Genomic DNA, 14,246 nt, shown 5'->3' with positions numbered 1-14,246 from the left:
CTACAGGCGCTCGACGCGTTCACCCTCGGCGAGCACGCCGCGGGTGTCGAGCACGAGCCTGGCCTTCGCCTCGACCATGTCGAGGTCGAACGCGGCGTGCTGCTGCATCAGCAGCGTCACGTCCGCGTTGATCACGGCCTCGCCCAGGTCCTCCTCACGCGGCACCGGGGTGCCGTCCACCGCCCACTCCTTGACGTACGGGTCGGCGAACGAGAGCTCGGCCCCGAGCTCCAGCAGCGCACGCGCCACCGGGAGGGCCGGAGTCTCGCGCTCGTCGGCGATATCCGGTTTGTAGGTGACGCCGAGCATAACCACTCTCGCGCCGTTCACGGGCTTCTTATGCCTGTTGAGCAAGCGCTGCACGCGAGCCACCACGTACGACGGCATCCGCTCGTTGATCTCCTGCGCCAGCTCGACGAACCGGAAGGGGTAGCCGAGCTTGCGCACCGTGTACGACAGGTACGACGGGTCGACCGGGATGCAGTGCCCCCCGACGCCGGGACCGGGCAGGAACTTCTGGAAGCCGAACGGCTTGGTCGCCGCGGCCTCGATCGACTCCCACAGGTCGATCCCGAGCTCGTCGCAGAAGATCGCCATCTCGTTCACGAGCGCGATGTTCACATGCCGGTAGGTGTTCTCCAGCAGTTTGGCCATCTCGGCCTCGCGGGTGCCGCTGACCGGCACCACCTGCTCGATGAAGCGCCCGTAGAAGGCCGTCGCGCGGTCGCGGCAGGTCGGCGTGTAGCCGCCCACGACCTTGGGTGTGTTGCGCAGGCCGAACTTGGGGTTGCCCGGGTCGATGCGCTCGGGCGAGAAGGCGAGGTGGAAGTCCTCGCCGGCGACGAGCCCTGAGCTCTCCAGCAGCGGCCTGGCCACCTCGTCGGTGGTGCCGGGCCAGGTGGTGGATTCGAGCACGACGAGCGTGCCCTTGCTCAGGTTGCGGGCGACGGCCTTGGTGGCGCCCTCGACGGCGGACAGGTCCGGGCGGTGGTCCTCGTCCAGCGGAGTGGGGACGCAGATGACGATCGTGTTGCTCCGGGCCAGCACGGTCTCGTCGAGTGTGGCGCTGAACCCGTTGGCCAGCATGTGCTCGAGGTCGGCGTCGGTCAGGTCGTCGATGTAGGACTGCCCGGCGGTGAGCGCGTCGACCTTGGTGCGGTCGACGTCCACGCCGACGACCCGCAGGCCGGCGGCCACTGCCTCCTTGGCGAGCGGCATGCCGACGTAGCCCAGGCCGATGACAGCCAAGTCGATTTCTGTCACGGCAGTGCCTTGAGGAGCCGGAAACAACACTTCATGGTCGCAAAGGTTATCTCAAGTCCACCTAGCTCACGCCTAATGCGACCGAACCCGTCACAAGAGACAGCTAACTTGAAGGTCATCATTCCGCAAGAGACCGGTATAGAGCTTGATAAGTCTCGGCAACACGGCTCCAAGTCCGCTTAGCGGACACTTCCGTCCGCCCGGCCTCGCCCATCTCAGCGCGCCTGACCGGGTCCTCACGGAGCCCGGCGATGGCCTTGGCCAGCGCGGCCGGATCGCCCGGCGGCACCAGCAGCCCGGCGCCGTCAGAGCCCACCAGCTCCGACAGGGCGGGCAGATCGCTGAGCACGACGGGTTTGCCGAGCGCCATCGCCTCGACGGGTTTCAGGGGCGTGACGAGCCGGCAGACCCGCAGGTCCTCGCGCGGGCAGGCGAAGATGTCGATGGCGTCCTGCGCCTGCAGCGCCTCCTCTGGGCCGACCCGGCCCGGCAGGATGGCCTCGCGCAGGCCGAGCTCGGCGACCAGGGCCAGCAGGTTGTCGCGCTCGGTGCCGTCGCCGACGATGAGCACCCGCACCGGGGCGCCCTCGTCACGCAGCAGCGCGGCGGCCCGCAGCAGGGTGGCGAAGCCCTCGTAGGCCACGATGCTGCTCACGGAGCCGACGACGATCTCGCCGGGCGCGATGCCGTACGCGGCGCGGAACGAGGCGCCGTCGTAGTGGGCGGTCAGCAGGGTGTCGTCCACGGCGTTGGGCGCCAGGTGGATCTTGTCCCTGGGCACGCCGCGCTCGACGATCTCGGTGGCCATCGTCTCGGCCAGCGTGACGACCGCGTCCGCCTCGCGCATCAGGAACGCCTCGCGCTCGCGCTGGAGCACGTGCCGCTCACTGCCGACGCGGATCGGGTCGCGCGAGGCCCAGGTCTCCTCCAGGAAGCCGCGCACCTCGTAGACGAAGGGCGTGCCCGTCCTGTCGCGCACCGCGTGCGCCACGGAGCCGTTGCGGTGGTCGGTGGCGGCGTGCAGCACCTGCGGTTTGAGCTGGGTGACGAGCTGGGTGACCGCGTCGGCGCCCTTGATCATGCGCCCGCGCATCTCGAACGGCATCTCGCCGTGCCCGCCGGGCAGCAGCCGGTAGTAGGGGATGCCGTCGAGCTCCTCGAACGGCGGCGCGTCCGCGTGCCCCTGCAACATCGGCCAGCCCCAGCTCGTGACCACGTGCGGGTCGAGCCCCGCGACCTTCTGGGAGGTCACGATGCGGTGGGTGCGGACGGTGTAGCCGGCCTGCGTGTACGGCAGCGCGTTGGTGACCAGGTGCAGCACCCGGCCTTCGACGCGCCCGGCGACGGCTACCTTGGGCGCGGGCGGGATCGGGCCAGGACTGATCGCGGCCAGCTCACCCCGGTAGTAGGCGGCCCGGCGCTTGACGAACGGATATTTGGCATGGGCGTCGAGCACCGCGGCGGCTTCGCTGACCCGCCCGGCCTCCCACAGGTCCTTGGCCTCGTTCCACGGGCCCTGGATCACCCGCATGCCGAGCTTGCGCACCATGCGCCGGGCCCGTCGCGCGGCCGGCCACGCGACGCTGCCCACGACGGGGCGCAGCCGGGGCGGGAGCGCGTCGGCGGCGGCCTTGGCCACCCGGACCGGGTCGGACTTGACCTTGGTCACGACGACGCGGGAGACGATGATCGGGTGCTGGACGAAGCCCTTGAGAAGTCCACCGACGCCGGCACGGGCGGACTTCGCGGAAACCTTGGAGGAGTCTTGACGACTGGCGTCGGATGCCACGCTGGGACCGTACCATAGGCAGCGATTTTTCCCTTCCGCTATGAAAGGCGAGGTCAATGAGGGAGAACCCCCTGGTCCTGCACGTTTTGGGTGCTCGTCCCAATTTCGTGAAAGCGGCCCCGGTGGTGCGGGCACTCGGTGAACTCGGCGTGCGGCAGGGCATCATCCACACCGGTCAGCACTACGACGCGCTGATGTCCGACGTCTTCTTCGCCGACCTGGGCCTGCCCGAGCCGGTGGCGAACCTGGGGGTCGGCTCCGGCAGTCACGCCAGGCAGACCGCGGCCCTGCTCGTCGGCCTGGAGGAGGTCGTCCAGGAGCACGAGCCCGACCTGGTCGTGGTGTACGGCGACGTGAACTCGACGCTGGCCGCGATCCTGGTCTGCGCCAAGCTCGGCGTGCCGACCGCGCACGTGGAGGCGGGGCTGCGCTCGTTCGACCGGGGCATGCCGGAGGAGGTCAACCGGGTCGTCACCGACGCGCTGGCCGACCTGCTCTTCGCCACCTCGCCCGAGGCCCTGGCGTTCCTGGCGAACGAGGGTGTGCCGGCGGCCAAGGTGCACCTGGTGGGCAACCCCATGATCGACAGTCTCTTCTCGGCCCTGCCGTCCCTGGACCCGGCGCCCGTGGTCGCGAAGCTCGGCCTACCGGCTCGTTATGCCGTGGCGACCCTGCACCGCCCCGCGAACGTGGACACCCCCGAGGCCGCCAGGGAGCTGGTCGACGCGGTGCTGGAGGTGGCCCGGCAGATCCCGCTCGTGGTGCCGATCCACCCGCGCGGCAAGGCGCGGCTGGCGGCGGCGGGGCTGGTCGACGGGGAGTCGGTCAGGGTGGTCGACCCGCTGGGTTATGTGGACTTCCTCTCACTCGTCCGCGGGGCCGCGCTGGTCGTCACGGACTCCGGCGGCGTGCAGGAGGAGACGACCATGCTGGGCGTTCCCTGCCTGACCGTGCGGCCCAACACCGAGCGGCCGATCACGATCACGCATGGCACGAATCGCCTGGTCACGCCCGCCCTGCTGCCTGCCGCCGCGGAGAAGGCGCTGGCCGACGGCGCCGCGACGCCGGCCGGCGAGCTGCCGATGTTGTGGGACGGCAAGGCCGGGCCGCGGATCGCCACGGTGATCGCCGCCTGGCTCAAGGGGGACAACCTCGCGCCTGCTTCTCAGGGCAAACGCCCCGAATAGCGGCCGTATCCGCCGTACTATGACAAACCTCCGCTGAGCGATAGGCGTACCACCATGGCCGACACCCCCGAAGAGCCCACCTACCAGCGACTCGGCCCCGTCAACTGGCTGCCCGAGGAGCGCAAGCTCGTCGAGCGGTACGAGGCCGAGGTCAGGGAGCTGCGGCGGCGGCTGGAGGTCGCCGAGGCCAAGGCCGCGTACGCGACGTGGAAGCTGGAGGCCACGCAGGCCAAGCGCACGTTCAAGCTGGGCGAGGCCCTGGGCTCGAAGAGCCCGGGGAAGATCGTCGAGGCGGTCCGGTCGAAGGAGCGGGCGCCCAAGCCGCCCGTCCCGGTCAGCGAGGCGGCCCAGGTGGCGAGCCACCGGCCCCCGCTGGTGGACGTGCCGGCCGCGAAGTGGCCGCTCGGCGCGGTGACCAGGCCGGACCTGAAGGTGGCGGTGATCCTGGACGACTTCTCCAGGATGGCCTTCCGCTACGAGTGGGACCAGATCGAGTTCGGGCTCAAGGACTGGCCGGAGATCTTCGCCGAGAAGCGGCCCGACCTGCTGTTCTGCGAGTCCGCCTGGCACGGGAACCAGGGCCGCTGGCGCTACCAGATGACCGGCACGAACGCTCCGAAGGAGCCGCTGCGGGACCTGGTGGCCTGGTGCCGGCAGGAGGGCATCCCGACGGTCTTCTGGAACAAGGAGGACCCGCCGAACTTCGACTTCTTCATCGACACGGCCAAGCTGTTCGACTACGTGTTCACCTGCGACGGTGACATGCTGCCGAAATATCGCGAAGTTCTGGGACATGACCGGGTGGACGTGCTGCAGTTCGCCGCCCAGCCGCGCGTGCACAACCCGATCCAGCAGAAGCAGGGCCGCCTGCACGACGTGGTCTTCGCCGGGATGTACTTCCGCGACAAGCACCCCGAGCGCCGCGAGCAGATGGAGACCGTGCTCGACCCGGTCAGGGAGCTGGGCCTGCACATCTTCGCGCGCAACGGCGAGGTGGACGAGAAGTACGGGTGGCCGGAGAAGTACCGGCCGCACATCGTGGGCGAGCTGCCCTACGACCAGATGCTGGCCGCGTACCGGATGTACAAGGTCTTCCTCAACGTCAACTCGGTGCTCGACTCGCCCACCATGTGCGCGCGCCGCGTCTTCGAGTTGTCGGCCTGCGCGACCCCCGTGGTGTCGGGGTGGTCGCGGGCCATCGAGGAGACCTTCGGCGACCTGGTGCCCATCGCGCGGGAGCCGATCGAGTCGTACAACCAGGTGCTGCACCTGATCAACAGCCCGGAGCTGCGCGCCAGGATGGGCCACCTGGCGATGCGCGAGGTCTTCGACAAACACCTGTTCTCCCACCGCGTGGACCAGATCCTGCAGGACCTCGGCCACCGGGTGGAGCCTCGCTCGCGCTCGGTCTCGGTCGTGCTGCCCACCAACCGGGCCGCCCAGATCGAGCACGCGATCTCCTCGGTCGCCAAGCAGATCCACCGCCCGCTCCAGCTCGTCATGGTGCTGCACGGCCTGGACATCGACCCCGTGGTGGTCGCGGACAAGGCCCGCATGGCGGGCATCTCCGACGTCGTGGTCCTGCCCGCCTCCGCCGACCTGTCGCTCGGCGCGTGCATGAACCTGGGCATCGCCGCCGCCGAGGGCGACCTGATCGCCAAGATGGACGACGACAACCTGTACGGCGCGCACTACCTGTCCGACCTGGTCCGCGCGTTCGACTACACGGACGCGGAGCTGGTCGGCAAGGGCGCGCACTACGCCTACTTCGAGGGCAGCGACACCACCATGCTCCGGCTGCCGGGGCTGGAGCACCGCTACTCGTTCCTGGTGCAGGGCGGCACGTTCCTCGGCAAGGCCGACATGTTCCGCTCGTACGGCTTCGCCGACATCACCCGGGGCGAGGACACCCACCTCGTCCGGCGGCTGAAGGAGGACTCCGTCAAGATCTACTCGGCGGACCGCTTCAACTTCGTCTACTGGCGCAGCGCCGACAGCTCGATGCACACCTGGCAGGCCGACCACATCAAGCTGACGCGCAACGCGCAGTTCTCCTTCGTCGGCCGCCCGGACGCGCACGTCCTGATCTGACCGTCACCTCGTCACCCGCGCCAGGTTCTGGTCGGCGAGGCGGGCCAGCTCGTACAGCCCCTGCGGCTTCACCTGCTGGCCGACCACCAGCATGCTCATGATCAGGGTGCCGCGCCGGATCATGACGGAGCCGATCTGCGCGTTCTTCTCACCCCCGGCCGCCGAGGTGAGGTAGGCGCGCGACTCGTCGCCCTTGGCGGGCATGGACAGGCTCTTGGTCTCGTAGGTCACCTGGGTGCCCGAGACCTCCGCCGTGTAGGAGACGCACTGCCGCGGAAGCGGGGCGGGGAAGCCCGCGTTCGGCATCGAGACCACGGCCTGCGTGATCGAGCCGCGCGCGGCGGCGAAGGCGATCACCGCGGCCGGGGCCCCGGCCACCTCGGGCTTGGCCGCGTCGAGCTGCGCGGCCCCCGCGCACTCCGGGCGCTGCAGCTTGGCCTGGCGCAGGGCGGCCAGGCCCTGCTGGGTGGACTTGAGCGAGCCGAAGGCGCCCAGCTCCGGCCCGTACGCGATGCGCATGCCCTTGGGCACCGGCAGCAGGGCGGCGCGCAACCTGGCCGCCTCGTCGGACGTCTGGGACGGCGGCGCGGAGGCGGCGGGCGCCGGGGCGTCACCGGCGGACGAGCATCCGGCAATGACGGTCATGCTCAGGAATATGCCGGAAACGGCCTTAAGCATGGTCTCTCCAATTCACTCTGGCGGCATTGTGCGAAACGCTAGAGGAAGTGCAGAGTAAGGAGCTGAGTAACGTCGCTATTCGCGGGATTCAGTGGCTATACGAGCGATTTCCGGTTCGGCGCCATTAGGCGTCGCCGGGGCCGCGCCATCAGGCTTCGCGGCAGTTCCGCCATTGAGCAGCGCCCTGGCCAGACCCAGTCCGGCGCCGCCCAGGGTGAGCGCTTTGGCGAGCATTTCCTCGACACCCTGGGCGCCGTTCAGCACCACCATGTGGTCCACGTTCCCGAACGCCTTCGCGCCCGCCTCCACGATCTGCGGCCAGTTCTCGGCGAGTTGCTGGGCGACGACCGCCTCCTGGTTGTGCGCGAGCGCGTCGGCGCGGGCCTTGATGGCCTCCGCCATGGCCAGGCCCTTGGCCCTGGCCGCGTCCGCCTCGGCCATGCCGCGCAGCCTGGTCGCGGCCGCTTCTGCCTCGCCGCGCAGCCGGATGCCCTCGGCCTCGGCCTGCGCCTGCGCGACCGAGGCGCGCCGCGCCGCCTCGGCGAGCGTGACCTGCTCGTACGCCCGCGCGTCCGCGGGCTTGCGCACCTCGCCCTCCAGCCGCTTCTCCGCCAGCGCGGCCTCCCGCTCCGCCGCGGTCGCCTGCTGGACCACGACCTCCTGGCGGGCGGTGGCCTCGGCCAGCGGACCGGCCTGCTGGGCCAGGGACGCCGCCCGGTCGATCTCGGCCTGGTAGCCGGCCTGCTGGACGCGGGCCTCCCTGATCGCGGCGGCCTTCTTGACGGCGGCCTCCTGCTCCGCGGCGTTGGCCTCCTGGTCGCGCCGCGCCTCGGCGATCCTGGCCAGCGCGGCCACGGCGGCGGCGTGCGGGCGGCCCAGGTTGACGATGTAGCCGGTGGCGTCCTCGATCTCCTGGATCTGCAGGGAGTCCACGTTCAGGCCGAGCTTGCTCATCTCGTCGGCCGAGGAGGTGCGGATCTCGTTGGTGAGCGCGTCGCGGTTGACGATGAGGTCCTCGACCGTCAGGTTGCCGATGATCGAGCGCAGGTGGCCGGAGAAGAGCTGGTGCGTCTTGTCGTCCACGGTCTTCTGCTGGTCGAGGAAGCGCCGTGCGGCGTTGGCGATGGAGACGAAGTCGTCGCCCACCTTGTAGATCACCACGCCGCGTACGTGGACCGGGATGCCCTGCTTGGTCACGCACTTGACCTCTAACTGGGAGACCCGGCTGTCGAGCGACATGCGGCGCGCGGTCTGGAAGCCGGGCAGGACCAGCGCGCCCTTGCCTGTGACGATCTTGAAGCCGAGCGTCTCCCTGCCCCGCGCGCCGAGGCCGGAGATGAGGATCGCCTCGTTCGGCTCGGCGACCCGCCAGATCAGCTTGAACACCACGACGCAGACCACCGCGACGGCGGCGATGATGGCTGCGAGTACCAGGTCCATGGTCACTCCCGGGCATAGTCGGATCTGTCGCCGACCAGACTTCCCGGCTCGCCCCGCCTTGACGGTACGCCCGATCAGGAGGCTTTTCCAGATCCATCCGGATCCGCACCGTTGGGCGTGGTCCCGTTGAGCAGCGCCCTGGCCAGGCCCAGACCGGTGCCGCCCAGCGTGAGCGCCTTGGCCAGCAGCTCCTCGACGCCCTGGGCGCCGTTCAGCACCACCATGTGGTCCACGTTCCCGAACGCCTTCGCGCCCGCCTCGACGACCTCCGGCCAGCGCTCGGCGAGCTGCTGGGCGATGACGGCCTCCTGGTTCTCCTTCAGCGCCTGGGCCCGCGCGCTGATCGCCTCGGCCTCCGCCAGGCCCTTGGCCTGCGCCGCCGCGGCCTCGGCCAGGCCCAGCGCCTTGGCCGACTCGGCGATGGCCAGCCCGCGGGCCTGCGCGGCCTGGGCCTCGGCCTCTCCGGCGACCTTCGTGGCGGCTCCCGCGGCCTCGCCGCGCAGCCGTACGGACTCGGCCTCGGCCGCGGCGGCCAGCTTGACCTGGGACGCCTGCGCGGCGGCGCGCAGCTCGGTCTCCTTCGCCTCGGCCTCCGCCTGCGCGATGCGGGCGTCGCGCTCGGCCTGGGAGAGCGTGACGGTCTCGTACGCCTTGGCGTCGGCCGGCTTGCGCACCTGCGACTGCAGCCGCTGCTCGGCGAGCTGCGCCTCCAGCTCGGCGGCCCTGGTCTCCTGGACGACCACCTCCTGGCGCGCGGTCGCCTCGGACAGCGGCCCCGCCAGCCGGGCGGTGGCCTGGGCCTGGTCGATCTCGGCCTGGTAGGAAGCCTCCTTGATCCGTGAGTCCCGGCGGGCGGCGGCCATGTGCGCGGCGGCGATCTGCTCGGCCTCGGTGGCCTCCTGGTCGCGCTGCGCCTGCGCGATGCGGGCGGTGGCGGCCACCTTGGCGGCGTGCGGCTTGCCCAGGTTGACGATGTAGCCGGTCTCGTCGTCGATCTCCTGGATCTGCAGCGAGTCCACGATCAGGCCCAGCTTGCTCATCTCGTCGGCGGCCGAGGCCCTGGTCTCGCTGGTCAGGCGCTCGCGGTTGAGGATGAGGTCCTCGATGGTGAGGTTGCCGATGATCGAGCGCAGATGCCCGGTGAACAGCTCGTGGATCGCGCTGGTCATGAAGTCCTGCTGGTCGAGGAAGCGGCGGGCGGCGTTCGCGATCGAGGAGAGGTCGTCGCCGACCTTGTAGATCACCACGCCCCTGATGTGCACCGGAATGCCCTGCTGGGTGACGCAGGAGACCTGGAGGTTGGCCGCCCTGGTGTCCAGCCGCAACCGCCTGGCCGCCTGGAACCCGGGCAGCACCGCCGCGCCCTTGCCCGTGATGATCTTGAAGCCGAGGCTGTCGAGGCCCTCGCCGCGCCGCCGCGCGCCCAGGCCGGAGATGATCAGGGCCTCGTTGGGCTCGGCGACCCGCCAGACGGCCTTGAACAGCAGGATCAGCACGACGGCCGCGACGACGATGCCGCCACCGACGATGGAGAACTCGGGGGACAACGGGCCCTCCTCAGATGAGTGCTCTGGCCACGTAGACGGTGCGGGGCGGGAAGTACTCGACGACGATCACGATGGAACCGGGCGTGAACTCCTCGTCCGGCACGCTGGGATGGGCGTAGAAGGCCTCGACGCCGCCCCGGATCGAGATCATCACCTCGCCGACGAGCCCTGGGCCGATCCTCCCCGTGACCCTGCCCTGCTTGCCGACCACCGGACTCCCCTCGCCGCCGATATTCCGGACGCTACTCCAAAGGGGCATTCGCGGTAATAGGCCGCGCAAAATGTTCCTCGAACGACTGCGCGTCCTGACGCGGCATTTCACCGCACTGCTGATGATCACGCCATGACCTTCACTCCGCGCGACCTCGGGATGAGCCGGTCCATTTCCCGCCGGGACTTCTTCGACGGCGTGGCCGTGGGCGCACTGGGGAGTCTGGTTTCTTACGGAAAAGCGGATCCGCCCTCGCACGCCGCGCCGGAGACTTTCGCGGTGCGCGGCGGGACGGCCGCCGCGCTCGGCGTGCCGCACGCGCTGCGGGACGGCCGCTTCTGGCAGCACGCGGGGCCGCCCGTCCCCACCGGCGAGCGGTACGACCTGGTGGTGGTCGGCGGCGGGCGCAGCGGCAGGAGCGCGGCGCTGGAATGGCTGCGGCGGGCGCCGGAGGCCCGGGTGCTCGTCCTCGACAACCACGACGAGATCAGCGGCCAGGCACGGCACCGGACGCCCGCCGGCGCCGACGGCGTGCTCTGCGACGAGGAGACGTTCGGCGCGGACACGCTGGTCAGGCTGACCTCCGGCTGGGTCGCCCGGCTGCCCATCGCGCCGCGGGCCCGGCAGGACCTGCACCTGCTCCGGCACGCGGCGCCCGACTGGTTTCCCGGGCTCTCGCCCGAGGACAAGCAGGAGCGGCTGGCGGACCTGACCTACTCGGCGTTCCTGCTGGAGGTCTGCCAGGCGCACCCCGACGTCGAACGGTTCTGCCGGACCATGTCCTCCAGGGAGTGGGCCTACGACACCCGGGCGTTCGGCGCGATCGACGCCTGGGCCACCGGATATCCGGGGTTCGGCGGCCTGGGGCTCGATCAGGGCAAGCCGTCGCGGTACAACTCGCCCACCGTGCGGGCGGGCCGCCCTGAGGGCGGCGCCGATCTGTCCGGTGTGCCCGTTCGGTTGTCCAGTCCGGTGGTGTCGGTGCGCGACGGGGCCGCCGCCGCGACCGTGGGCTACTTCGACGGCCACCAGGTCATGACCGTCGAGGCCGGCGCGGTCATCATGGCCTGCTGGAGCTCGGTGATCCCCTACCTGGTGCCCGAGCTGCCGGAGGCGCGGCGGCGGGCGCTGAGCCAGGCGGTCAGGGTGCCGCTGCTGCACGCCACCGTACGGCTGCGCGACGGCGGCGCGTGGCGGCGGGCCGGCGTCCGCAGGGTCCGCTGGACGGGGGCGTACTGGTGCGCCATCGAGTTCGAACCACCGGGCATCGTGCGCCTGACGGCCACGCCGTGCCGGTCGGAGCTGGGGCCGGGCGCGGGGTCCGTGGCGGGCAGGCAGGAATTGCTCAGGACGCCGTACGAGCGGCTGGAGCACACGATCCGCGACCAGCTCGCCCGGCTGCTCGGCCCCGTCGGCTTCGACCCCGCCAGGGAGATCGAGGCGATCACCGTCCACCGATGGGGGCACGGCGTCGCGCCCGAGTACTGCAGGCCCTGGCACGCCTTCTACCCGGACGGGCCGTTCCCCGCGGACGCGGCGGCCGGGCGGTTCGGCAGGATCGCGATCGCGGGCGCCGACTCGGCGCCGGTCGGCCGCTCCGAGGCCGCCGTCACGGCCGCCGTCCGCGCTGTCGAGGAGTTGCGGCGATGAGAGCGTGACCGCGTGTGCTCAACTGGACGGGCCTCGCCGTGATCTCGCTGGTGGCGCCGCTCTGCTTGTGGCAGATGGTGGCCGCAGGCCACCGGGAGCACCAGATCATGCCCCAATAATCACGGTAATGAACGTGTTCCTCCCACTGCGCCGGAAGCATAATCGGTGCTAGTCTCCTGTGCGATCTTCCGGAGGTGTATTTACACAAGGTGTGGAAATGCCCCCGACTCGAGGTTGGGACATGGGCTCGCGAAACCGGTCAATTCGGTTCAAGATCTTCTTATTGCTACTGCTACCCCTCCTGTCTCTGAGCGCGCTCTGGGGCTTTGTCCTCAACCTCACCATGGGCGACGCCCAGTCACTACTCCGGGCGAACACGCTCTACGAGACCATCGGGGTCACCTCCACCGACCTGGGATTACAGCTTCAGGCCGAACGCGTGCGCTCCGCCGAAGCACTCACTACGCGTAATCTCACCGAAGTCCTCGGCGGCCAGCGCGCCCGTACCGACGAGTCGATCGCCGACTTCAAGGCGGCCGTCACGGAGGCCGGCGGCGCGGTCACCGAAGACCTCCGCCTGCCCCTCGGCACCCTGACCGCCGGCCTCGACCGGCTCGGCTCGGTCAGGCGCGACATCGACGGCGGCCTCAGCTCCCGCCTGGTCGGGTTGAACGAGTACAACCGCGTCCTCGACGCGCTGTTCCTCCTCTACGACAACCTGGTGTCGGTCTCCGACCTGACGATCTACCAGCAGGCCGCCTCGTTGCAGGCGCTGGCCATGGCCAGGGAGTACATCGCCAGGGAGCACGCGCTCGTCATCGGCGCGCTGACCGACCAGCGGCTCACCGAGCCGGAGACGGCGGCCTTCACCGAGTACGCGGCCTCCAGGACGTTCCTGCACTCCCGGGGCCTGGCCGGACTCGACGTGTCCATGCGCATGCAGTACGAGCGCATCTTCGCCACCGAGCCGTTCCTGACCTTCGCCACCATGGAGTCGCGCGTCATCAAGACCGGCTCCCCGCCCCCCGACGCCGCGGCCTGGCACGCGGCGGTCGACAAGCTGACCGCCGCGCTCGACGCGCGTAACGTCGCGTCCTCCGACTTCCTGGCCGCGCGCACGTCCGAGGCGGCCACCGCCACGGTCGTCAAGATCTCGGTCGCGGGCGGCGTCGGCTTGATCGCGGTGCTCGCGTCGATCATCATCTCTGTACGCTTCGGTCGTCGTCTGGCCGGGGAACTGGCCGCGCTGCGCGCCGCCGCGGTCGAGCTGTCCGCGTCCCGGCTGCCGGCCGTCGTCGAGCGGCTGCGCAAGGGTGAGGACGTCGACGTACAGAAGGAGACGAAGGCGATCAAGGTGAGCGGATCCGCGGAGATCACGGACGTGGCCAGGGCCTTCGGCTCCGTCCAGCGCACCGCCGTGACCGCGGCGGTCGGCCAGGCCGCGCTGCGGCGCGGGGTCGGCCAGGTCTTCCTCAACCTCGCCCGGCGCAAGCAGGGCCTGCTGCACCGCCAGCTCGCGCTGCTGGACGCCATGCAGCGGCGCACCCACGACCCCGACAGGCTGGAGGAGCTCTTCCGCCTGGACCACCTGACCACCCGCATGCGGCGGCACGCAGAAAGCCTGATGGTCCTGTCCGGCGCCGCCCCCGGGCGCGCGTGGCGCAAGCCGGTGCCCGTGATCGACATCGTCCGGGCCGCGGTCGCCGAGGTCGAGGACTACACCAGGGTCTCCGTCGCGACGATGCCGGTCAGCGCGATCGACGGGGCCACCGCGGCCGACGTCACCCACCTGGTCGCCGAGCTGGTCGAGAACGCCACCATCTACTCCCCGCCGGACACCTCGGTCCAGGTGCGCGGCGACCAGGTGAGCAACGGCTACGCCATCGAGGTGGAGGACCGCGGGCTGGGGTTGTCGGACACCGAGTACGCCGGGCTCAACGGGCTGCTGTCCCACCCCCCGGAGTTCGACCTGGCCGACAGCGACAGGCTGGGCCTGTTCGTGGTGGCCAGGCTGGCGGAACGGCACGGGATCAAGGTCCTGCTGCGCCGCTCGCCCTTCGGCGGCACGACGGCCATCATCCTGGTGCCGCGTGCCATGCTGACCGAGCAGGCGGCACTGGAGGCGGGCGGTGACGACAAGGCGTCGTTGCCGAACCGCACGCGGAAGAAGGCGCTCGCAGTGGTGAGCTCGGGCGGTCCCGCCGGGCTGCCCAGACGGGTGCGCCAGGCCAACCTGGTGCCTCAGCTCAAGGAGTCCGAGGCCGCACCCGAGCCGGAGCGGCCGGACGAGCGCTCTCCCGACGAGGTACGCGACCTGTTCTCCGCGTTCCAACGGGGCACCCAACGCGCCCGAGAAGAAGCCTCTGAGGAGGCGCCATGAGTAAGGGGGA

At 70.5% G+C, this 14,246-nt stretch carries 10 protein-coding genes; 4 read left to right on the top strand and 6 right to left on the bottom strand.

Going from position 1 to position 14,246, the window contains the following annotated elements; translation table 11 throughout:
- A complete protein-coding gene (locus ACWD0F_RS29770) occupies nucleotides 1-1,263 on the bottom strand; it encodes a nucleotide sugar dehydrogenase (RefSeq protein WP_449881038.1) in 1,263 nt (420 codons plus the stop codon).
- Nucleotides 1,264-1,381: 118 nt separating this feature from the next.
- Complete coding sequence (locus ACWD0F_RS29765) at nucleotides 1,382-3,052, bottom strand: glycosyltransferase family 4 protein (RefSeq protein WP_449881036.1); 1,671 nt, start codon at nucleotides 3,050-3,052, stop codon at nucleotides 1,382-1,384.
- A 56-nt stretch (nucleotides 3,053-3,108) separates the two neighbouring features.
- Between ACWD0F_RS29765 and wecB the strand changes: the two genes are divergently transcribed.
- Both wecB and ACWD0F_RS29755 read left to right on the top strand, forming a co-directional pair.
- On the top strand, nucleotides 3,109-4,239 hold the full coding sequence (gene wecB / locus ACWD0F_RS29760; protein WP_449881034.1) for a non-hydrolyzing UDP-N-acetylglucosamine 2-epimerase: 1,131 nt from the start codon (nucleotides 3,109-3,111) through the stop codon (nucleotides 4,237-4,239).
- Nucleotides 4,240-4,293: 54 nt separating this feature from the next.
- Nucleotides 4,294-6,330, top strand: coding sequence for a glycosyltransferase family protein (locus ACWD0F_RS29755; RefSeq protein ID WP_449881032.1), 2,037 nt, complete (start codon nucleotides 4,294-4,296; stop codon nucleotides 6,328-6,330).
- A 3-nt stretch (nucleotides 6,331-6,333) separates the two neighbouring features.
- On the opposite strand, the gene ACWD0F_RS29750 is transcribed toward ACWD0F_RS29755, so the two are convergent.
- The 4 genes from ACWD0F_RS29750 to ACWD0F_RS29735 all read right to left on the bottom strand — a co-directional run bounded on the left by ACWD0F_RS29750 (nucleotide 6,334) and on the right by ACWD0F_RS29735 (nucleotide 10,206).
- The gene (locus tag ACWD0F_RS29750) at nucleotides 6,334-6,975 is read right to left on the bottom strand and encodes a hypothetical protein (protein WP_449881030.1); all 642 of its coding nucleotides are present in this window, start codon (nucleotides 6,973-6,975) and stop codon (nucleotides 6,334-6,336) included.
- Nucleotides 6,976-7,083: 108 nt separating this feature from the next.
- Nucleotides 7,084-8,448: an SPFH domain-containing protein gene (locus tag ACWD0F_RS29745; protein WP_449881028.1), complete on the bottom strand. Its 1,365-nt coding sequence runs from the start codon at nucleotides 8,446-8,448 to the stop codon at nucleotides 7,084-7,086.
- Between the two features lie 74 nt (nucleotides 8,449-8,522).
- Nucleotides 8,523-9,995, bottom strand: coding sequence for an SPFH domain-containing protein (locus ACWD0F_RS29740; RefSeq protein ID WP_449881026.1), 1,473 nt, complete (start codon nucleotides 9,993-9,995; stop codon nucleotides 8,523-8,525).
- A 10-nt stretch (nucleotides 9,996-10,005) separates the two neighbouring features.
- A complete protein-coding gene (locus ACWD0F_RS29735; protein WP_449881025.1) occupies nucleotides 10,006-10,206 on the bottom strand; it encodes a hypothetical protein in 201 nt (66 codons plus the stop codon).
- 132 nt (nucleotides 10,207-10,338) lie between these two features.
- Here ACWD0F_RS29735 and ACWD0F_RS29730 point away from each other — a divergent pair, with 132 nt between their 5' ends.
- Both ACWD0F_RS29730 and ACWD0F_RS29725 read left to right on the top strand, forming a co-directional pair.
- Entirely contained in the window at nucleotides 10,339-11,856 is a 1,518-nt protein-coding gene (locus tag ACWD0F_RS29730) for an FAD-dependent oxidoreductase (RefSeq protein WP_449881023.1), read from the top strand.
- 283 nt (nucleotides 11,857-12,139) lie between these two features.
- On the top strand, nucleotides 12,140-14,236 hold the full coding sequence (locus tag ACWD0F_RS29725) for a sensor histidine kinase (protein WP_449881021.1): 2,097 nt from the start codon (nucleotides 12,140-12,142) through the stop codon (nucleotides 14,234-14,236).
- Nucleotides 14,237-14,246: the final 10 nt, after the last annotated feature.

It is taken from the genome of Nonomuraea sp. NPDC002799 (genome assembly GCF_053592075.1).
This window is presented reverse-complemented; position numbering and strand designations above follow the sequence as displayed.

Coding starts and splice junctions, on each gene's coding strand:
- ACWD0F_RS29745 (WP_449881028.1), bottom strand. CDS start 8,448: ATGGACCTGGTACTCGCAGCCATCATCGCCGCCGTCGCGGTGGTCTGC.
- wecB (WP_449881034.1), top strand. CDS start 3,109: ATGAGGGAGAACCCCCTGGTCCTGCACGTTTTGGGTGCTCGTCCCAAT.
- ACWD0F_RS29755 (WP_449881032.1), top strand. CDS start 4,294: ATGGCCGACACCCCCGAAGAGCCCACCTACCAGCGACTCGGCCCCGTC.
- ACWD0F_RS29750 (WP_449881030.1), bottom strand. CDS start 6,975: ATGACCGTCATTGCCGGATGCTCGTCCGCCGGTGACGCCCCGGCGCCC.
- ACWD0F_RS29730 (WP_449881023.1), top strand. CDS start 10,339: ATGACCTTCACTCCGCGCGACCTCGGGATGAGCCGGTCCATTTCCCGC.